Raw genomic sequence first — 18206 nt, 5'->3', positions numbered from 1 at the left:
GTAGACTTGGGGCTCATCCCCGTTTGACGTAAGGATCCGCCATGCCCGCGATTGTCTTGATCGGCGCCCAGTGGGGCGATGAGGGCAAGGGGAAGGCCACCGATCTCCTCGGCCCCCGTGTCGACTATGTCGTCAAATTCAACGGCGGAAACAACGCCGGCCACACCGTGGTCGTCGGTGATGAGAAGTACGCGTTGCACCTGCTGCCCTCCGGCATCCTGAGCCCCGGGGTCGTCCCGGTGATCGCCAACGGTGTCGTCGTCGACATCGAGGTGCTCTTCCACGAGCTCGAAGCGCTCACCGCGCGAGGGGTGGATGTCTCGCGGCTTCTCGTCTCCGCGAACGCCCACGTCATCACGCAGTATCACCGCACGCTCGACAAGGTCACGGAACGCTTCCTCGGCAAGCGGATGATCGGAACCACCGGGCGCGGCATCGGACCGGCCTACGCCGACAAGATCAACCGCGTGGGCATCCGCATCCAGGACCTGTTCGACGAGAACATCCTGCGCCAGAAAGTGGAGGGTGCACTCGAGCAGAAGAACCACCTACTGGTGAAGATCTACAACCGGCGCGCTATCGGTGCAGAGGAGGTCGTCGCCGACCTGCTCTCCTACGTCGACAGGCTGCGCCCCATGGTCGCCGACACGAGCCTCGTGCTCAACCAGGCTCTCGATGACGGGAAGACTGTGTTGTTCGAGGGCGGCCAAGCCACCATGCTCGACGTCGATCACGGCACCTACCCCTTCGTGACCTCGTCCAACGCCACGAGCGGCGGCGCTGCCACCGGATCCGGCGTCGCGCCGAACCGGTTGGAGCGCGTCATCGCCGTCGTGAAGGCCTACACGACCCGGGTGGGCTCCGGCCCGTTCCCCACTGAGCTGCACGACGAATCCGGCGAGTTCCTCCGCTCGAAGGGCTTCGAGTGGGGCACCACCACCGGGCGACCGCGGCGCTGTGGATGGTACGACGCTCCCGTCGCGCGGTATGCGGCACGCATCAACGGGGTGACCGACTTCGTGCTGACCAAGCTCGATGTGCTCACCGGGCTCGAGCGCATCCCGGTCTGTGTCGCCTACGACATCGACGGCGTGCGTGTCGACGAGGTGCCGGTATCGCAGTCGGACTTCCACCATGCCGTGCCGATCTACGAGGAATTGCCCGGCTGGACCGAGGACATCACCGGCGCCCGCACATTCGACGACCTGCCGAAGAATGCGCGCGACTATGTGCTCGCGGTCGAGAAGATGAGTGGTGCACGCATTTCTGCCATCGGAGTCGGTCCCGACCGCGAGGCGATCGTGGTTCGGCACGACCTCCTGGGCTGACCGGTGTCCGAGGCGGTGACGATCGAACGGCCGCCACTGGCCCGCCGGGTGCTCCGCACCTGCCTGCGGGTGGTGCGCCCCCTCATCGCCTTCAACTACGTGGCCGGCGCGCCGACGCGTCTGGCCGCTGGCGTGCCGGACGACGACCCGCATGGGCTGATCGAGGGACCGCGCGTGCTCCATATTCTCGTCGTGGGAGGGATCAGCGGCTCATCCGTCGGCGTGCGCAGCTATGAACTCGGCGTCGCACACCAGTTCGCGAGGAACCTCGCGAAGGCGACCGGACGAGGGGTCGAATGGGAGAGCATCGCCACCGCCCGACCCCGGCTCGCGTCGACTTCGGCCGCGGTCCACGCGCTCGACGGACTGGGCAGCTTCGACTTCATCGTGCTCTCTCCGGGCACGATGGACATGCTCTCCTTCTCTTCTGTCCGACTCTGGCGTCACGAGCTCGAGCGCCTGATCGCGTTCCTTACCGAGAATACCTCGCCCCGTGCCCTGGTGTTGGTGACCAGGATTCCCCGGGTCTCGGGCTACGTGCAGGTCGGGCGCACTCTGAGCCGCATCCTCGACGACGACGCCGCGCGGTTCTCCGCCATTGCGGAAGCCGCGTGTGCCCGCTCGCCCAAGACCCACCTGGTGGCCATGCCCGCCATCGAGAAGTCGGATTTCGTCGACGGTGCCTTCAGCTATCTGGGTCTCTATCGCCGCTGGGGAAGCTTCCTGGCATCGGTGGCTTCGCAGCGCGTGCGCTGACGGCCCACCGGCTCCGTCCCTCGCTCAGACGACGCTGAAGCCCTCGGGCAGGGCGCTGCGGCCGGTGAGCGCGAGAAGCACGTCTACGCCAGAGCCGCGTCGGGTGGCCACCGCCGCCGCGAGCTTCACAGCATCCTCCACCGCGGCCTCGGGAAGGCGATGGGGGATACCGGATGCCCGGGAGAGGTCGATCGTGTGAACCACGAGCTCGAACACTCGGGTGCGCAGGTACTCGGGCAGGCGGATGCCCATCCCCCCGATCGATACGATGCGATTCGAGGGCTGGGATTCGATCGCCGCGATCACCCGCGCGAGCGCCGCGGAGACCTGTGCCACCGGATGCTCGCCCAGCCACTCTCCGGCCTCGACTCCCCGGGCGGCGACGGCCGCGTCATCCGTGAAGGTGAGGTAGGCGGAGGTGTAATACGCCTCGGCGGTGGCGATGGTCACGTCGCCGGGCTCCTCCTGCAGCAGGTAGTTCTCCACCGTGAGGATGGCGCGGGCGGTGTGTCCGGCGAGGCTGCGGAGAGTCCACGTTCCGAGTCCGGGCTCGGACCACTGGTCATCCCGCACCTCGCCGAGCAGGCCCACGAACGCGTCGGCGGAACTGAGGAAGAGTGCGGTGTTGGTCACGCGTGCAATTATTCACTAACGCGGAGCCGTGACGGCCGCGCCGGGCGGGCGCCTCCTGCCAGACTGGGTGCTGTGACCGCAACCCGTCCCGTGCCCAGCCTCATCGAAGGGCGTTTCGTTCGTCTCGAACCGCTGCGCCGGGAGCATCTGCCCGCACTGTTCCTCGCGATCGGGCATCCGATCGTCTTCGCCGGGGGATACGGCGGCGGTCTGGCCGGATTCCGAGACACCGAGGCGGGTTTCATCGAGTGGGCGGAGAGCTATTTCCGCTGGGACGACTGCAATCCCTCTGCGGTGTTCCTCGTCGGCGGACCGCACGACGGCGAACTGGTCGGCACCACGACCCTCGCCGACTTCGAGCCCACTCGGGAAGCCACCCACATCGGCTGGACCGCCTACGACCCGCGGGTCTGGGGCACTGCCGTGAACGCGGAGGCGAAGCTGCTGTTGCTCGACCTGGCCTTCGATCACGGTTTCGGTCGCGTCAAGATCCAGGCGGATGCCCTCAACGAACGGTCCCGTGCCGCGATCGGCGGCATCGGCGCGACCTTCGAGGGCATCGTGCGCCGTGACCTTCCGCGGGCGGATGGCAGCTGGCGAGACAGCGCGGTCTTCTCGATCATCGTGGACGACTGGCCCCGTGTGCGCTCCGGGCTCGAGCAGCGCCTCGAGCGCCACGGCGACCGGCCGGTGCTCTTCCGCACTCGCGCCACCGAGTAGGGGCCGCACTCGGCCAACGCCCAGTGCTCTTGTGCGCTCGCGCCTCCGGATGAGGGCCGCACTCGGCCAACGCCCAGATCGGGATGGTCGGCTTGCCCCATGGAAATCTCTTACACCGCCATCGCCCACGCCACCGGAGGCGGCCGCGACGGCCACGTCCGTTCCGAGGATGACCGTCTCGATTTCGACACCCGTCCCCCGAAGGAACTCGGCGGGAGCGGTGAGGGCACCAACCCGGAGCAGCTCTTCGCGGCGGGATTCTCTGCCTGCTTCCTCAGCGCCCTCCACGCCGTCGGACGCTCGCTGAAGCTCGACACCTCGGACTCCTCGGTCTCCGCGAGCGTCGGCATCGGCAGCAACGGGCAAGGGGGATTCGGCCTCGCGGTCGAGCTCGACATCTACACCCCGAACGTGCCGGCGGACCGCCAGCAGGAACTCGCGGATGCCGCCCACCAGGTCTGCCCGTACTCCAACGCCACCCGGGGCAACATCGAGGTCACTCTGACCCTGGTCGACTAGCGCCCGCCGGCGCGCGTATCGAGACCCATGCCCGGTAGCCTCGAACCATGCCCGACTCTCTCGATTCCGCAGCCCAGCTCCTGAGCCTTCGCCAGAGCATCGACAATGTCGATGCCGCCCTCGTGCACCTTCTCGCCGAGCGCTTCAAGTTCACCCAGCAGGTCGGGCGCCTCAAGGCGTCGAGCGGCCTGCCGGCGGCCGACCCGGGCCGGGAACGTGAGCAGATCACGAAGCTCAAGGCGCTGGCATCCGAGTCCCATCTCGACCCCGCGTTCGGCGAGAAGTTCCTCAACTTCATCATCGCGGAGGTCATCCACCAGCACGAACAGATCGCCAGCACCGGCACGATCGCCACCCACTCCGAATGAGCTGGGATCCGCGGTCCATCCCGTCCCAGGCCGGCAAGACCTTCGTCGTGACCGGGGGCAACGCCGGAATCGGCTACTTCATCAGTGAACAGCTCGCAGCGGCCGGCGGGCACGTCATCATCGCCTGCCGCAGCGCGGCCAAAGCGGATGCCGCCATCGCCGCGATCCACGTACGCACCCCGGGAGCACAGCTCGAGCACGTGACCCTCGACCTCTCCTCCTACGCCTCGGTCCGGTCCGCCGCGGCTGCCTTGGCCGGACGCCGGATCGACGCGCTCATCGAGAACGCCGGTTCGATCATGCCGAGCAAGAAGCGAGAGACCACCGTCGACGGCAACGAGGTGATGTTCGGCACCAACCACCTGGGGCATTTCCTGCTCACCGCGCTGCTCTACCCCACGCTCGCCGCGACCCCCGGCGCCCGCGTGGTCGCCATGGGGAGCGGTGCCACACGCCTGACCAAGGCGCACCTCACCGACCTTCAGAGCGCATCCTCCTTCGCGCCGTTCGCTGCCTACGGCCAGTCCAAGCACGCGACCCAGTCCTTCGGGTTCGAGCTCGACCGGCGGCTGCGCGCTGCGCGCGGATCCGTCACCTCGCTCGTGGCGCATCCGGGCAGCGGCATAGACGGCCTCAGCCCGCAGCGTGCCGGGGTGACGAATCCCTCGGCGGCTGGCCGGATGTTCGCCCGGGCCTTCCCCTTCGTCGGCGGCGGAAAGGACCGTGCCGCCTGGTCCGCGGTTCGCGCGGCGACGGACCCGGATGCCGTCGGCGGCGACTACTGGGGCCCGCGTGGGGGCTTCAGCGGCCCTGCCGTGCGGCAGAAGCCCGCCGCATCCAGCAGCAACGCGGCCTTCGGGGCGGCCCTCTGGTCCGCGTCGGAGAAGCTCGTCGGGCAGAGGTTCGCGGTCTAGGTGGTCTAGCTGGTCTAGCAGGTCTAGCAGGTCTAGGCGGTCGGGGTGTCGGCGGGGGCTTGCCGTCGGTGTCTCCGGCCGTCGCGGTCTCCCACCGTCGCTGGCTCCCGCCCGCGCCCCCGACCGATCCGTCACAATCGGTCGCCTGGCGGGCGTCTGTCGGCAGTTTCTGACGGTTCGCGGCCAGGGTTTGGTGGTGGTCGAGACTTTCGTGCGGCGATCCGTCGCGAACGGTCGCTTGGCGGGTGGCTGTCAGCAGTATGTGACGGTTCGCGACCGGGGTTTGGTGGTGGTCGAGACTTTCGTGCGGCGATCCGTCGCGAACGGTCGCTTGGCGGGTGGCTGTCAGCAGTATGTGACGGTTCGCGTTCGGGGGCAGCTGGCGGGTCGGGCTTGCGCCCGACCGACCCGTCACACACTGTCGCCAAGCGGGCGGGTAGCAGCGGTACGTGACGGTCCGGCGGTCATCGCGGTGGCTCGACCCTGTCAGCCCGTCCAGCCTGCGGCCTCCAGTGCGGTCCGCACCTTGCCGAGCAGAGTCGCTCGCTGCTGCATCAGGCTCTTGTTGACGCGGATCACCCGCCACCTCTCCTCCATGAAGGCGTCGAGGCGGGCAATGTCGATGTGGAACTGGCGCTCGTCCGAGCGATGCTGGCCCCCGTCGTATTCGAGCAGCACCCGGTACTCCGGATCGACGAGATCGCCGAGGCCGATCACCACTCCGAAGCTGTTGCGGATCACCACATTCACCCCGGGCTCCGGCAGGCCCGCCCGCACAATCAGGAGCCGCAGAGCGGTCTCGCGCGCCGAGTCCGTGCGGCAGCGGATCTCAGAAAGCGCTCGTCGAAGGTTGGGAGCCCCGCGCCTCGCGCCCCATCCCTCCACTGCGGCATTCAGGTTCGCCAGAGTTGCAAAGGGGGACTGGCGACGCACGAGCCCGTCGCCCATGATGATCAGCTCGTCTAGGGAGAGCTGCGCAGCAAGTTGACACCAGGTCTCGACCGGATCGCTCACCCTCAGACCGCTCGGAAGCGTGAGAATCCGCACGCCCGGCAGCAGTTCGTGGCCGCGCACACCGCGAAGCCTTGGTGCCCGGCCCGGAGAAGCGACCGCGACGTCGAGCAATTTCGGCACCCGGGCCGCGGATAGCCGGAGCCCCCATAGTGCGGCGGCAGTCCGGTGACTGAAGTACTGGTCGGGTGGCATCCGGCTGACGTACGCGGCGGCAAGGTCAACGATGTCCTCGGGGAGCTCATGGGGCATCCGGATGCCATGGAATGGACGGCGGAGGTCGCTGCCCCGAAGGCGCCCGGCGCCGACACCGAGTTGGGCAGCCTCACCCACTGAGAACGGCCGAGAGGCCAGAACCGGTGGAAGCGGATGATTTCGGCGCATGCGAACACGATGCACTGTGCAGCGCTCTCCCGGGCCTCCATCTCGCAGACCGAGGGTTTTCGCGGCCAATCCCCGACGGGGGAGGACGGGACCTGCCGCTGGCCGGCCGTCGGTTATGGCTGTGGAACGGCGGTCATTCGGCGATTTGTGCCGGGTGGCGAAACTCTGCCCCGGGAGACCCATCCAGATGCCGTCGATCTCCAAGAAACCGCTCCACGGCCCCGACCCGACCCCCCCATGGCGGTGCCGAACCGTCACAAACAATCCCCCGGGCGCGCACAGTCAGCCGTTGGCGACAGTTCCCCGAGGGGCTCCGCTGGTGCGCGGCGAGAGTTCGTCTGGAGAGACGACGAGCGCCGCTGGTTCGCGGCGACAGTTCCGCGAAGGGCTCCGCTCGTGCGCGGCGACAGTTCGTCGAGAGAGACGAAGGGCGCCGCTGGTGGGCCGCGAGAGAGACGACGGGCCGGCCCCAGCACCGCGCCCGCCGCAGACCGGCGCAGCCACTCAGCGCCCCAGAACTCAGTACCCGACGACAGGCCCGAAGTGCTCCGCGAGGGTGCCGCGGTGAGTGGCGCGCAGCTCCTCGAGCGTGAGGGCGAACTGGTCCTGCACCTCGAGGCCCGTGCCATCCGTCACTCCGACGCGCAATGCGGGCACGCCGCGCCCCTCGCAGAGACCGATGAAGCGCACGTCGTCTTCACGCGGAACCGAGACGATCGCCCGGGCACCCGACTCGCTGAAGAACGCCGCCGTCGCGTCGACGCCGTCTCGCTCCATGAGCTCGGTGATCCAGAGCCTGGCGCCGATACCGAAGCGGAGCACCGACTCAGAGACGGCCTGGATGAGGCCCCCGTCGGAGAGGTCGTGCGCCGAGGCGATGATGTTCTGCTCCGAACCCGACTTGATGAGCCCGGCCAGCGCCTGCTCCGCGGCGAAATCGACGATCGGAGGATGGCCGCCGAGGTGGGAGTGGATGACTCCCGCCCACGCCGATCCGTCGAGCTCGTCACGCGTGGTGCCGAGCAGGTAGATGTTGTTGCCCTCGTCCTGCCAGCCACTCGGGATGCGGTCGGCGACGTCGTCGATCACGCCGAGCACGGCCACGACCGGAGTCGGGTGGATCGGCACGTCCCCGGTCTGGTTGTAGAACGAGACGTTGCCGCCCGTGACGGGGATCTCGAGCTCGAGGCATCCGTCGGCCAGTCCCTCGACCGCCTTCGAGAACTGCCACATCACCTCGGGGTTTTCCGGCGAGCCGAAGTTGAGACAGTCGGAGACGGCCACCGGGGTCGCGCCAGTGACGGCCACGTTGCGGAAGGCCTCGGCGAGGGCGAGCTGCGCGCCCTGGTAAGGATCGAGGTAGGCGTAGCGCCCGTTGGCGTCGGTGGCGACGGCGAACCCGAGCCCGGTCTCCTCGTCGACGCGCACCATGCCGCCGTCATCCGGGAACGACAGCGCCGTGTTGCCCATCACATAGCGGTCGTACTGGTTGGTGATCCAGTCCTTCGAGGCGAGGTTGCCGCTGCCGAGCAGGGCGATCGCCTGTTCGCGGAGCTCGGCGGGGGATGTCGCGCGCCGCAGCGACGACGCGGAATCGGCCTGCAGTGCATCGATCCAGCTCGGGTAGGCGACGGGGCGCTCGTACACCGGGCCATCGACCGCGACGGTGCGTGGCAGCACGTTGACAATCTCCTCGCCGTGCCAGTTGATGATGAGGCGCCCGGTGTCGGTGACCTCACCGAGCACAGAGGTCTCCACATCCCACTTCGCGGTGACGGCGAGAAATCCATCCAGCTTCTCGGGCGTCACGATGGCCATCATGCGCTCCTGCGACTCCGACATGAGGATCTCCTCTGCGGTGAGAGTCGGGTCCCGCAGAAGCACCTTCTCGAGCTCGATGAACATGCCGCCGTCGCCATTGGAGGCGAGCTCCGAGGTCGCGCAGCTGATGCCGGCGGCCCCGAGGTCCTGGATGCCTTCGACGAGCTCCTGCTGGAACAGCTCGAGGCAGCACTCGATGAGCACCTTCTCGGCGAAGGGGTCGCCCACCTGCACGGCGGGGCGCTTGGTCGGACCGCCCGCAGAGAACGAATCGGAGGCCAGGATGGATGCCCCGCCGATGCCGTCCCCGCCGGTACGGGCTCCGAACAACACGACCTTGTTGCCGACGCCCCGCGCATTCGCGAGGTGCAGGTCTTCATGGCGAAGCACACCGACGGCCAACGCATTCACCAGGGGATTGGCTTGGTAGACGGAGTCGAACCAGGTCTCGCCACCGATGTTGGGGAGTCCGAGACAGTTGCCGTAGAACGAGATGCCGGCGACAACACCGTGCACGACTCTCGCGGTGTCCGGGTCGTCGATCGCACCGAAGCGCAGGGCATCCATGACCGCGACCGGTCGGGCGCCCATCGAGATGATGTCGCGCACGATTCCGCCGACGCCGGTGGCAGCACCCTGGAACGGCTCGATGTACGACGGATGGTTGTGGCTCTCGATCTTGAAGGTCACGGCCCAGCCCTGGCCGACATCCACGACGCCCGCGTTCTCGCCCATGCCCACCATGAGGTTCTCGCGCATCTTCGGTGTCGTCTTGTCACCGAACTGGCGCAGGTACATCTTCGAGGACTTGTAGGAGCAGTGCTCGCTCCACATGACCGAGTACATCGCGAGTTCACCGCTGGTGGGGCGGCGACCGAGGATCTCGCGGATGCTCGCGTATTCGTCGGGCTTCAGGCCGAGGGCCGCGTAGGGCTGCTCCCGGTCGGGGGTGGCTGCGGCGTTCGAAACGGTGTCGGGGAGGGAAACTGGTGGGGTGCTCACGGGCGCAAAGACTCCTGGATCGAGGGCGTGCCGGAAGCCCCAATTCTACCGGCGCGGAGGGTCGCGATTCAGCGGCTGAGCAACCGGCGGAGGAAAGCCTTCTTTCGGGAGTAGCCGTTGCCCTCGAGGAAGGTGAAGAGGGGGTCGGTGATGCGGCTGGTGGGGTAGGAGTGGCTGTGTACCGGCGCGGGGGCGGCCCGGGTCGCGGTGACCACGCCCGCGCCGCGGTGTTCGGTGAATTCGTAGGTGCTCTTGTTCTCGTCGAGCCGCACGCTGAGGCGGTAGTCCCAATCCACGGTGCCCAAGTCGGGGACATCCTCGACGGCGGCGCGCCTGACATCCCAGGTTCCGACGATCGTCTCGCCCTGCACCTCGAAACGGTAGGGCTCCTCGGGGTCGTTGAGGGCGGCGACGAGGCGAAGGAGGATGGTGAGGCTGGTGGCCATCCGCTCACATTAAAGGCCCCCGCCCGTGAACGGCAGCCCCCACTCGCGGGTGATTCTCGCCGTTGCCGTGGAGCAAAAACCGCCTACTCTTGGCGTCATGTCGGACTGGAAATCGTGGATCGGACTCGGCATCGCCGTGGTCATCGCCCTCGTCGCCGTGCTCGTGGTGGTGGTGGTCACTTCGGTGGCCGCGCGGCTCACCGCACGGCGCGAGAGCTGGGCACGGGCGCTCATCCTGCGGGCGCGGATGCCGTATCGCGTGTTCCTCCTGGTGGTCGCACTCTGGATCGCCGTTCATCTCACCCTGCCGGTGGCGGTGCCGCTCACCACCGTCGACCACGCATTCCTCATCGCCACGATCGCCGCGGGCACCTGGCTCGCGGCAGCCCTGGTGAGTTTCGGGCTCGGCCTCGCCACCGGCAGATACCGCACGGATGTCGCGGACAACAAGCGTGCCCGTCGAGCCCAGACCCAGATCGCCATCGTGCGTCGTCTGGCGAGTGTGATCATCGTGATCATCGGAATCGCGTCGATACTGCTCACCTTCCCCGGGGTGCAGGCGGTCGGGGCGAGCGTCCTCGCCTCCGCGGGAGTCGTTTCGATCGTTGCCGGTCTCGCCGCGCAGTCGACCCTCGCCAATGTATTCGCCGGAATCCAGCTCGCCTTCAGCGATGCCATCCGGGTGGATGACGTGGTGATCGCCGAGACCGAGTGGGGGCGGATCGAGGAGATCACGCTCACCTATGTGGTGGTCCACATCTGGGACGATCGGCGTCTCGTGCTCCCCTCCACCTATTTCACCAACACTCCGTTCGAGAACTGGACGAGACACTCCAGTGAGCTGCTCGGCTCTGTCGAGTTCGACCTCGACTGGCAGGCGAGCCCATCAGAGATGCGCGAACGGCTCGAGGCGATCCTGGCCGAGTCGCCGCTGTGGGACGGTCGCACCGGGGTGCTGCAGGTGACGGATGCGGTCGGTGGCTTCGTGCGCTTCCGCGTCCTGGTCTCGGCGGTGGACGCGCCCACCCTCTTCGATCTGCGCTGCCACGTGCGCGAACAGCTGGTCCAGTGGCTGCACGAGACGGATATCGCGGCACTGCCGCGCACGCGCATCCAGTCCGTCGACCCGGCATCCCGGCCGAGAGAGGGTGCACCGTCGACCGAGCCGATCGGACTCTTCACCGGCACTCGCGAGGCCGAGGAGCGGGCGAGCCAGTTCACCGGCACGATGCCGGTCATCGATCCGGATCACACCTGAGAAACTCAGGCCGAGATGAGTGCCGCGATCGCGCTCGTGAAGACGGTGAGCCCGTCGGTTCCGTTGCGCATCGCGAGAGCGGTATCGGGGCCGAATCCTTCTTCGGTCGCGTGCTCAGGATGCGGCATCAGGCCGACGACGTTTCCGCGGGCGTTCGTGATGCCGGCGATGTCGTCGAGTGAGCCGTTGGGGTTGACGTCCAGGTAGCGGAAGACCACCCGCCCTTCGCCTTCGAGCCGGGCGATGGTCTCCGCATCGGCGATGAAGCCGCCTTCCCCGTTTTTCAGCGGGATGGTGATCTCGGCCCCGGATTCGAACTCATTGGTCCAGGCGGTGGCGGTGTTCTCTACCCGCAGTTTCTGGTCGCGGCAGATGAAGCTGCCATGATCGTTGCGGATCAAGCCGCCCTCGAGCAGGTGCGCCTCGGTGAGCATCTGGAATCCGTTGCAGATGCCCAGAACCGGCATCCCCTTGCCCGCCGCATCGATGACCTCCGCCATGATCGGCGAGAGGGAGGCGATGGCGCCGCAGCGCAAGTAATCGCCGTAGCTGAAGCCACCCGGCAGCACGATCGCGTCGACGCCCTCGAGCGAGTGGGAGCCGTGCCAGAGGGCGACCGGAGTGGCTCCGGCCAGTCGCACAGCGCGCTGGGCATCCCGGTCGTCGAGCGAACCGGGGAAGGTGATGACGCCGATGCTGGTCATGACGTGGCGGAGGGTGACTCGACGGAGATCGAGACGACATCTTCGATGACGGAGTTGGAGAACATGTCGTTCGCCAACGTCGTGACCTCGGCGAGTACCGCATCCGTGACCTCGTCGACAGTGACCTCGAAACGCTTGCCGATGCGCACGCCGGCGACACCGGACCGACCGAGGCGATGAAGAGCACCGGCGACGGCCTTGCCCTGAGGGTCGAGAAGTTCGGGCTTCGGCATGACCTCGACGACGATTACGGGCACAAGTCACTCCAGGAGTTCGCCTATGGGTGGATGTCTCCAGTCTATCGGAGTGCATGCCGGGACCCTTCGCGCAAGCCCCACGCCGGATCGGTGGGCCATCGGTACGCTCGATCCATGTTCACCAAGAAGCCAATCACCGTGCCCGTGCCCGACCTGCGCACCTCTTCAGCGGTCTGGAGCGACACCTTCGGGCGCATCGCCCAGCGTTGCGGACAAGCGCTGCTTGTGCTGTCGATCGTGGTGCTCATCGTCTTCGCGGCGACCCAGCTGCAGCTCGTGGTGGTGCCGGTGCTTCTCGCCCTGATCGTGGCATCCGCGTTCCGACCGGTGGTCAGAGTGCTCGAGAAGCACATGCCGCGGGTGCTCGCCGCGATCATCTCGCTGCTTGCGGGGGTGGTCGTGTTCGGTGGGGTGATCACCATCGCGGTCTTCCAGGTGCAGTCGCAGTTCTCCACTCTGCAGAAGTCGGTGAGCTCCGGCATCAACACCATCGCCGATTTCGTGCAGAACGGACCGCTCAACATCGACGCGAAGCAGATCAGCGACGTGCAGAAGACACTGGTCGATTTCGTCACGAGTGCCCAGTTCGGCTCCGGCGCGCTCGCCGGGGTATCGACAGCGGCCGAGCTCGTCACCGGCGCTGTGCTCACGGTGATCGTGCTCTTCTATTTCATGAAGGACGGGCCGATGATCTGGGCCTTCCTCATCCGGCCGTTCCAGCCCGTCATGCACGCCAAACTGCGCCGGGCCGGCGACAGCGCGGTGGAGACCCTCGGGGGGTATGTGCGGGGCACCGCGATCATCGCGCTGGTCGACTCGGTGTTCATCGGGGTCGCCATGCTGATCCTGCAGGTGCCGTTGGCGATCCCGTTGGCGATCCTCGTGTTCATCGGTGCATTCATCCCGCTTGTCGGTGCGACGGCGACGGGCATCATCGCCGCCCTCGTCACGCTCGTGACTAACGGCCTCACCGCCGCGATCGTGGTCGCGATCGTCGTGATCGCGGTGCAGCAGATCGAGGGCAACTTCCTCTCGCCGTTCGTGATGGGCAAGTCGCTGAAGTTGCACGGACTCGTGGTGTTGCTTGCGCTCACCGCCGGCACGATCCTCGGCGGAATCTTCGGCACCCTGATCTCGGTGCCCGCTGCCGCGGTGGCGTGGGCGATCATCAAGCGCTGGAATGATCCGATCACGCCGGTCCCCGGTGTCGACACCGCGAAGCGAGCCTCAGCCGCGGCGTGAGTGCCTGCGCCGCAGCGGCGCGAGCAGGCTGAGCGGCACAGAGTCGAGCACGAACTCCGCCCATTCCCGGTATCCGGAGGGGCCGGGGTGGAAGAGGTCCGTCGCCCAGAACGTCGGGGTGTACGGCGGCGGCTTCGGCAGGGCGAACACCCGGTCGAGGCCGCGCACGGCGGCGCGCGCCGCATCGTCGAGGCTCGCCGCATGGAGGGCGAGGTTCCAGCGCAAGGGGCTCTGGAGACTGCGGAAGCGGTCGAACCGGGGCATCAGCGAGACCAGGAGCAGTGCATCCGGGTTCACGGCGAGAAGCCGGCGCACGATCTCCCGCACATCCTGGGCGAAGGCGCGGCGGGAGCGCAGGCCGAGGGCGTCATTGGCGCCGATGGTGAGAAAGACGACGTCGTAGGTGGCTGCCGTGGCGTCGTCGATGAAGCGATCGAGGATGTCGCGGGAGGTCGCTCCGTTCTCGCCGATGGCCGTCCAACTGGTCCCGCGGTCGAAGCGGTCACCGAATTCGTGGGCGAGGCTGCCCGGCAATGCCTCGCTCTGGCTGTCGGCCCCGACCCCGGCCGCCGTGGAGTCGCCGAGCACGAGAAGACGGATCAGGTCGGCGCCGGGCAGCGAGCCGCTCCAGGGAAGGGCCGCATCCGGCAGGCGCGGGATGCTCGCACGCGCCCGTCGCGCCTGCACGAGCAGCACCGGGGCGAGGGGTATGGCGGCGGCCCGGCTGAGGAGGTTCGGGCGGAGATTCATCACTCCAGTGATTTTAGGCTGCGGGCACCGGGCGAATTGCCAGAACTTTTTTCGCGCCGGGTGCATCCGATCGGGTCTTTGCGCCGGTAGTACCCGATAAGAGCATGACCAGCATGCTCGCGAATTGGAGCAGACACGTGAAAACTCGAATCATGGCCGGCGGCGCTGCCGGTGCATTCCTTCTCGTCGCACTCGCGGCGCCGCTTCCGGCCTCGGCCGCCACGAACGCCCAGCTCTCCGTGCTGCACGGTGTCCCCGGAGTCACCGTCGACGTCTGGGTGAACGGGGCCCTCACCCTCGACGACTTCACCCCAGGCACGCTCGCCGGCCCCCTCAGTCTCGCCCCCGGCACCTATTCGGTCGCGATCACCTCGTCTACCGCGACCTCCGCGACGGATGCCGTCGTCATCGGCCCGGTCGACCTGCCGCTCGCAGACGGTGGCAACTACACCGCCGTCGCGCACCTCTCGGCAACCGGCACCCCCACCGCCACCCTGTTCACGAATGACATCTCCAAGACCGCGGCGGGCCAGGGCCGCCTCACCGTGCGTCATGTCGCCGCCGCCCCGGCCGTGGACGTGCTCGCGGGCGGGTCGCCCGTTGTCAGTGGGTTGACAAACCCGAACGAGCAGATCCTCAACCTCGCTCCGACCACGGTCTCGGCCTCCGTCGTGGCGGCGGGAACGACGACTCCCGTGCTCATCGGACCGGCTGATGTCGCCATCCAGGAGGGCGTGAACACCATCGTCTACGCCTACGGCAGTGCTGCGGACAGCACACTCGCCCTCGCCGTGCAGACCATCACCGGACTGCACACCCCGCCGGCGGGCGTCCCCGCCGGTGAGACCGGCGCGGCAGCACGCGCCGAATCGGCACAGACCCTTTCGACGATCGGCCTCGGAGCATTCGGGTTGCTCCTCGCCGCCGCCGCTGTGCTGGTAGTCGCTCGCAGGAAGGTCGGGTCGCGCGCCTGATGGCGCAGCGCCTGAAGAGGAACCTGCAGTGAGAATGACGGGAAGGGCCGGTATCGGCGCCGCATCGGCGCTCTGCCTGGCCCTTCCCGTGCTCGCCGGTTGCACGGCAGCACCCGCACCCGTGGCCAAACCGACAGTGTCGGCGATGCCGAGCCCGCGGCCGACGGCTCCCGACATCCCGAAGTCGGATGCCTCACTCGGCAGCGTCTCGGTCGCCTCCGTCGTCGCGCCTGTGCGCATCCGCTTCGACAGGCTGGGCATCGATATGACCGTGACCGCCGAAGGGGTCGACGCCAAGGGCGCCATGGCTCTTCCGGCCAACGCCGCGGACGCGGGGTGGTATCGCTATAGTCCCGGACTCGCAGCGAGCCATGGCGCGACCGTGATTGCAGCTCACATCGATTCGTGGCACGACGGCATCGGACCATTCAGCAAGCTCAAGAATGCGACAGCGGGAGACGCCATCACGCTGCTGGGCGAGGATGGCTCGACGGTTGCCTACACCGTGACCGAGTTGCGGCAGGTAGGAAAGATCGACGCCCCGATGGCCGAGGTCTTCGATACCAGTGGCGCGCCGCGTCTCACCCTGGTGACCTGTGGCGGCGTCTTCAACTCGAAGACCGGGCACTACCTCGACAACGTCATCGTGACGGCGACCCCGGTCACCGCGGCCCCCGCGGGCAATTGACGATCTGCTATCCGAGATATTCACTCCGCGGGCGGGTGAGGCTAGGTTGAACGACAACAGAACCCCTTCTCCCGGCGATCACCCCTCGCCGGCCGCCGTCAGGATCCCCGTGTCCGAGTTGCTCCAGAACCACGACGAGTCCTCTCTCGTCGCGAGCTTCCAGGCCGGTGATGAACGGGCCCTCGCGACCGTCTACGAGAGATGGGCGCGGTTGGTCTACGGAATGTCGATGCGCTCGCTCGCCAATGTCGCCGACGCCGAAGATGTGACCCAGCGCGTCTTCGTCGCCGCCTGGCTCGGACGGGCGAGCTTCGATCCCGAACGCGCGCGCCTGTCAGCCTGGCTGGTGGGCATCACCAAGAACACGATCGCGGATGCGCACGAGCGGCGGGCGCGCGATCGTCGTGATCGCGAGGCCCTCATCCAGAGTCTCGACAGGGAGGTCACGGACTGGCCCGACGATCTCGCCGAGCGACTCGTGGTGGCGGACGCCCTCGCCGACCTGCCGGAGATACCGAGGCAGATCATGAGACTCGCGTTTTACGATCGGCTCACACACACGCAGATCGCCGAACGGCTCGGCCTGCCGCTCGGCACGGTGAAAAGTCATATCCGTCGAAGTCTCGACCGGCTACGAACCAGATTGGAGGTGAGCGACGATGAATGACAGTGCGGTTCCGGATGCCGGACACAGCGATCCCGACATCCTGGCCATGATGGCCATGGGCGAGCCCGATATCCCGCTCGCCGACGAGCTCCACGTGCAGGAATGCCCCGAGTGCCTCGACGAGCTGAACAGTCTCGTGCGGGTGGCGAACCTCGCCCGGTCCGGCTCGCCTCTCGAGCATCCGCTCGATGCGCCGGGACCGGCGGTCTGGGGATCCATCAGCCGCACGCTCGGCCTCGCCACCGAGGTGATGCCCGCTCCGTTCGCGAGCGCTGCGGCCTTCGGGAGTGCTGAGGAATCGGAGGCCGAATCCTCGGAGACTCCCGTTTCTTTTGAGCCACAACCCGTTCTGCCCATTGCCTCCCGCTCGTCCGGCCGCGCTCGCCGCAGCCATCGTGGCCGAAACCGGCTGGTCGTTCCCGTGCTCGCGGGGGCGCTTGCGGTGGTCGTGTCGGCCGGAGCGATTCTCGTTGCGACGACAGTGCTGGCACCGAAGTCGGAGGCGCCGCAGCCGACGGTGCTTGCCGAGGCGCGTCTCGAGGCCCTCCCCGATTGGACCGGCGCCTCCGGTGAGGCCGTGGTCGAGCAGACGGGCTCCGGACGGCAGGTCGTCGTCACTCTCTCGGAGCCACGGACCGCGCCCGGTTACCGCGAGGTGTGGCTCATCTCCAGCGACCTCAGCAAGCTGATCAGCGTGGGGGTGCTCGCTGGCACGGAAGGCAGATTCACGATCCCCGCCGATGTGAAATTGGCCGATTATCCGATCGTGGATGTCTCGAGCGAGAAGCCGGACGGCAACCCGGCACACTCGGGAGACTCGATCGTGCGCGGCACCCTCTAGGAGGCTAGGCGGATGCCGCGGTCACGTGGATCACGTTCGCCCAGGGGTCGTCGAAGCTGAGGGTGTGCCCGTCGTGACGGGTCGCGACGCCGTGGTGTGACATCCGCTCTGCGAGGGATCCGAGATCGTCGGGGCCGGGCACGACGATGTCGACCTGACCGAGTCCGAGGGTGCGGCCGCGTCGCCCGGCGCCCGCGCTGTTCCAGGTGTTCATGGCCATGTGGTGGTGGTAGCCGCCCGCACTCACGAAGAGCGCGGAGTCGCCGTACATGATGGTCTGTTCGAAGCCGAGCCGGTTCACGTAGAACTCGCGTGCGGAATCGATATCCCCGACCGCGAGGTGAACATGCCCCACGACCGCCTCGCCGAAATTCGGGGCCTCCACCGCTTCCGTTGTCAGGTGCTCCTGCAGAAACGCGTTCGGATCGAGGAACAGCGTGGACATCTCGACCTGGCCGTGCACCCAACCCCACTCGGCGCGGTCCCGGTCCCAGTAGAGCTCCACCCCGTTGCCCTCCGGGTCGGTGAAGTAGAAGGCCTTGCTCACCAGGTGATCGGAGCTGCCCGTGAAGGTGCCCGGCGCCTTCGTCGCCACCGAGTAGACGGATGCCGCGAGTGCGGCCTCCGAATCGAAGAGGATGGCCGTGTGGAAGAGGCCCGCGTCGCGGGGGCTCGCCTGTACTAGCTCGGGGGCGGCCCGCAGGATGATCAGCGGGGTCGTTCCGCGGCCGAGAGTCACGGTGTCGACGGTCGAGGCGAGCACGCTGAGCGCCACGGCGTCGCGGTAGTAGGCAGTCATCCCGTCGAGGTCGGCGACGAGGAGGGTCACCGTGCCCATCGAGGTGTCGGCGGCGAGAAGGTCTGTCGTTGTCATGTCCGTTCCAACTTAGTTGATGCGACAACTATTCCGCTAGATCCCGCGC

21 protein-coding genes are annotated in these 18206 nt (G+C 67.5%); 13 read left to right on the top strand and 8 right to left on the bottom strand.

Going from position 1 to position 18206, the window contains the following annotated elements; genetic code table 11:
• Positions 1-41: 41 nt before the first annotated feature.
• On the top strand, positions 42-1328 hold the full coding sequence (locus F1C58_RS15325) for an adenylosuccinate synthase (RefSeq protein ID WP_185201902.1): 1287 nt from the start codon (positions 42-44) through the stop codon (positions 1326-1328).
• A gap of 3 nt (positions 1329-1331) precedes the next feature.
• Entirely contained in the window at positions 1332-2084 is a 753-nt protein-coding gene (locus F1C58_RS15320; protein WP_185201901.1) for a hypothetical protein, read from the top strand.
• 24 nt (positions 2085-2108) lie between these two features.
• Here the strand turns inward: F1C58_RS15320 and F1C58_RS15315 are convergent, their stop codons facing one another.
• Complete coding sequence (locus tag F1C58_RS15315) at positions 2109-2717, bottom strand: maleylpyruvate isomerase family mycothiol-dependent enzyme (RefSeq protein WP_185201900.1); 609 nt, start codon at positions 2715-2717, stop codon at positions 2109-2111.
• Between the two features lie 72 nt (positions 2718-2789).
• Between F1C58_RS15315 and F1C58_RS15310 the strand changes: the two genes are divergently transcribed.
• The 4 genes from F1C58_RS15310 to F1C58_RS15295 all read left to right on the top strand — a co-directional run bounded on the left by F1C58_RS15310 (position 2790) and on the right by F1C58_RS15295 (position 5238).
• Complete coding sequence (locus F1C58_RS15310; RefSeq protein WP_185201899.1) at positions 2790-3437, top strand: GNAT family N-acetyltransferase; 648 nt, start codon at positions 2790-2792, stop codon at positions 3435-3437.
• Positions 3438-3536: 99 nt separating this feature from the next.
• Positions 3537-3956 carry an organic hydroperoxide resistance protein gene (locus tag F1C58_RS15305; RefSeq protein WP_185201898.1) on the top strand — a complete coding sequence of 140 codons (420 nt, stop codon included), beginning with the start codon at positions 3537-3539 and terminating at the stop codon, positions 3954-3956.
• 47 nt (positions 3957-4003) lie between these two features.
• Positions 4004-4324, top strand: coding sequence for a chorismate mutase (locus F1C58_RS15300; RefSeq protein WP_185201897.1), 321 nt, complete (start codon positions 4004-4006; stop codon positions 4322-4324).
• Entirely contained in the window at positions 4321-5238 is a 918-nt protein-coding gene (locus tag F1C58_RS15295; protein ID WP_185201896.1) for an SDR family NAD(P)-dependent oxidoreductase, read from the top strand. Before F1C58_RS15300 ends, F1C58_RS15295 begins: the two co-directional genes overlap by 4 nt.
• A gap of 486 nt (positions 5239-5724) precedes the next feature.
• On the opposite strand, the gene F1C58_RS15290 is transcribed toward F1C58_RS15295, so the two are convergent.
• Positions 5725-6312, bottom strand: coding sequence for a hypothetical protein (locus F1C58_RS15290; protein WP_185201895.1), 588 nt, complete (start codon positions 6310-6312; stop codon positions 5725-5727).
• A 105-nt stretch (positions 6313-6417) separates the two neighbouring features.
• Here F1C58_RS15290 and F1C58_RS15285 point away from each other — a divergent pair, with 105 nt between their 5' ends.
• Positions 6418-6585: a hypothetical protein gene (locus F1C58_RS15285; protein WP_185201894.1), complete on the top strand. Its 168-nt coding sequence runs from the start codon at positions 6418-6420 to the stop codon at positions 6583-6585.
• A gap of 567 nt (positions 6586-7152) precedes the next feature.
• On the opposite strand, the gene purL is transcribed toward F1C58_RS15285, so the two are convergent.
• Together purL and F1C58_RS15275 are read right to left on the bottom strand one after the other, a co-directional pair.
• Positions 7153-9456, bottom strand: a complete 2304-nt coding sequence (gene purL, locus F1C58_RS15280) for a phosphoribosylformylglycinamidine synthase subunit PurL (RefSeq protein WP_185201893.1) — start codon at positions 9454-9456, stop codon at positions 7153-7155.
• A 68-nt stretch (positions 9457-9524) separates the two neighbouring features.
• Positions 9525-9902, bottom strand: a complete 378-nt coding sequence (locus F1C58_RS15275) for a hypothetical protein (RefSeq protein WP_185201892.1) — start codon at positions 9900-9902, stop codon at positions 9525-9527.
• A 97-nt stretch (positions 9903-9999) separates the two neighbouring features.
• Here F1C58_RS15275 and F1C58_RS15270 point away from each other — a divergent pair, with 97 nt between their 5' ends.
• Positions 10000-11160, top strand: coding sequence for a mechanosensitive ion channel family protein (locus F1C58_RS15270; protein ID WP_185201891.1), 1161 nt, complete (start codon positions 10000-10002; stop codon positions 11158-11160).
• Between the two features lie 5 nt (positions 11161-11165).
• Here the strand turns inward: F1C58_RS15270 and purQ are convergent, their stop codons facing one another.
• On the bottom strand, positions 11166-11864 hold the full coding sequence (gene purQ / locus F1C58_RS15265) for a phosphoribosylformylglycinamidine synthase subunit PurQ (RefSeq protein ID WP_185201890.1): 699 nt from the start codon (positions 11862-11864) through the stop codon (positions 11166-11168).
• On the bottom strand, positions 11861-12121 hold the full coding sequence (gene purS, locus F1C58_RS15260) for a phosphoribosylformylglycinamidine synthase subunit PurS (protein WP_185201889.1): 261 nt from the start codon (positions 12119-12121) through the stop codon (positions 11861-11863). The genes purQ and purS overlap by 4 nt, the downstream gene beginning before the upstream one ends.
• 114 nt (positions 12122-12235) lie before the next feature.
• Between purS and F1C58_RS15255 the strand changes: the two genes are divergently transcribed.
• Positions 12236-13363: an AI-2E family transporter gene (locus F1C58_RS15255; RefSeq protein ID WP_185201888.1), complete on the top strand. Its 1128-nt coding sequence runs from the start codon at positions 12236-12238 to the stop codon at positions 13361-13363.
• Here the strand turns inward: F1C58_RS15255 and F1C58_RS15250 are convergent.
• A complete protein-coding gene (locus tag F1C58_RS15250) occupies positions 13349-14113 on the bottom strand; it encodes an SGNH/GDSL hydrolase family protein (protein WP_255461391.1) in 765 nt (254 codons plus the stop codon). The two genes, F1C58_RS15255 and F1C58_RS15250, sit on opposite strands and share 15 nt — an antisense overlap.
• A 137-nt stretch (positions 14114-14250) precedes the next feature.
• Here F1C58_RS15250 and F1C58_RS15245 point away from each other — a divergent pair, with 137 nt between their 5' ends.
• The 4 genes from F1C58_RS15245 to F1C58_RS15230 all read left to right on the top strand — a co-directional run bounded on the left by F1C58_RS15245 (position 14251) and on the right by F1C58_RS15230 (position 17283).
• Complete coding sequence (locus F1C58_RS15245; protein WP_370543672.1) at positions 14251-15087, top strand: DUF4397 domain-containing protein; 837 nt, start codon at positions 14251-14253, stop codon at positions 15085-15087.
• A gap of 34 nt (positions 15088-15121) precedes the next feature.
• Entirely contained in the window at positions 15122-15775 is a 654-nt protein-coding gene (locus F1C58_RS15240; RefSeq protein WP_255461390.1) for a class F sortase, read from the top strand.
• Between the two features lie 109 nt (positions 15776-15884).
• A complete protein-coding gene (locus F1C58_RS15235) occupies positions 15885-16442 on the top strand; it encodes a sigma-70 family RNA polymerase sigma factor (protein WP_255461153.1) in 558 nt (185 codons plus the stop codon).
• On the top strand, positions 16435-17283 hold the full coding sequence (locus tag F1C58_RS15230; protein ID WP_185201884.1) for an anti-sigma factor domain-containing protein: 849 nt from the start codon (positions 16435-16437) through the stop codon (positions 17281-17283). The genes F1C58_RS15235 and F1C58_RS15230 overlap by 8 nt, the downstream gene beginning before the upstream one ends.
• Before the next feature lie 4 nt (positions 17284-17287).
• Here F1C58_RS15230 and F1C58_RS15225 read toward each other — a convergent pair whose 3' ends face one another.
• Complete coding sequence (locus tag F1C58_RS15225; RefSeq protein ID WP_255461152.1) at positions 17288-18157, bottom strand: VOC family protein; 870 nt, start codon at positions 18155-18157, stop codon at positions 17288-17290.
• Positions 18158-18206 lie beyond the last annotated feature (49 nt).

Source organism: Glaciihabitans sp. INWT7 (assembly GCF_014217685.1).
Lineage (GTDB): Bacteria > Actinomycetota > Actinomycetes > Actinomycetales > Microbacteriaceae > Lacisediminihabitans.
Note: the sequence above shows the minus strand (reverse complement) of the source record. Positions and strands in the feature narration are given on the sequence as shown.

Excerpts from the sequence above, each read along its gene's own strand:
- F1C58_RS15275 (WP_185201892.1), bottom strand. The coding sequence starts at position 9,902 with ATGGCCACCAGCCTCACCATCCTCCTTCGCCTCGTCGCCGCCCTCAAC.
- F1C58_RS15250 (WP_255461391.1), bottom strand. The coding sequence starts at position 14,113 with ATGAATCTCCGCCCGAACCTCCTCAGCCGGGCCGCCGCCATACCCCTC.
- F1C58_RS15270 (WP_185201891.1), top strand. The coding sequence starts at position 10,000 with ATGTCGGACTGGAAATCGTGGATCGGACTCGGCATCGCCGTGGTCATC.
- F1C58_RS15305 (WP_185201898.1), top strand. The coding sequence starts at position 3,537 with ATGGAAATCTCTTACACCGCCATCGCCCACGCCACCGGAGGCGGCCGC.
- purQ (WP_185201890.1), bottom strand. The coding sequence starts at position 11,864 with ATGACCAGCATCGGCGTCATCACCTTCCCCGGTTCGCTCGACGACCGG.
- F1C58_RS15240 (WP_255461390.1), top strand. The coding sequence starts at position 15,122 with ATGACGGGAAGGGCCGGTATCGGCGCCGCATCGGCGCTCTGCCTGGCC.
- F1C58_RS15225 (WP_255461152.1), bottom strand. The coding sequence starts at position 18,157 with ATGACAACGACAGACCTTCTCGCCGCCGACACCTCGATGGGCACGGTG.
- F1C58_RS15255 (WP_185201888.1), top strand. The coding sequence starts at position 12,236 with ATGTTCACCAAGAAGCCAATCACCGTGCCCGTGCCCGACCTGCGCACC.
- F1C58_RS15295 (WP_185201896.1), top strand. The coding sequence starts at position 4,321 with ATGAGCTGGGATCCGCGGTCCATCCCGTCCCAGGCCGGCAAGACCTTC.
- F1C58_RS15230 (WP_185201884.1), top strand. The coding sequence starts at position 16,435 with ATGAATGACAGTGCGGTTCCGGATGCCGGACACAGCGATCCCGACATC.
- F1C58_RS15300 (WP_185201897.1), top strand. The coding sequence starts at position 4,004 with ATGCCCGACTCTCTCGATTCCGCAGCCCAGCTCCTGAGCCTTCGCCAG.
- F1C58_RS15325 (WP_185201902.1), top strand. The coding sequence starts at position 42 with ATGCCCGCGATTGTCTTGATCGGCGCCCAGTGGGGCGATGAGGGCAAG.